At 45.9% G+C, this 410-nt stretch carries 1 protein-coding gene; it reads right to left on the bottom strand.

What is annotated here, in order from left to right; genetic code table 11:
• The coding region (locus A3729_RS10370) for an ATP-binding protein (RefSeq protein ID WP_197475767.1) at positions 1-410 on the bottom strand (410 nt) is incomplete at both ends.

Below are 410 nucleotides of genomic sequence, written 5' to 3'. Positions count from 1 at the left end.
GCATGAGGTTTAATGCCCGAACACTCTGACTCACCTTTCAGGGAAACTTCCGGTGCCTCAGCAACACCCAGATTAAGTCCAAATCGAAATGTGCTGCCTTTGCCAGGTGTACTTTCTACCCATACACCTCCCTTCATCAACTCACTCAACTGTTTAACAATCGCAAGCCCGAGACCCGTGCCACCGTACTTTCTGGTTGTGCTTGAGTCTGCTTGGGTAAAAGGGTTAAAGAGCTGTTCAAGCTTCTCGGCTTCAACACCAATACCCGAGTCAACAATGGCACAACGCAATATCTTTCTGTCCTTCTGCTGCACCAAACTAGCCTTAATTGTAATACTACCTTCTGAGGTAAACTTAATCGCATTACCAACTAAGTTGTTAAGAATCTGACGAATTCTTCCTGCATCTGC

It is taken from the genome of Oleiphilus sp. HI0043, from assembly GCF_001634935.1.
Note: the sequence above shows the minus strand (reverse complement) of the source record. Positions and strands in the feature narration are given on the sequence as shown.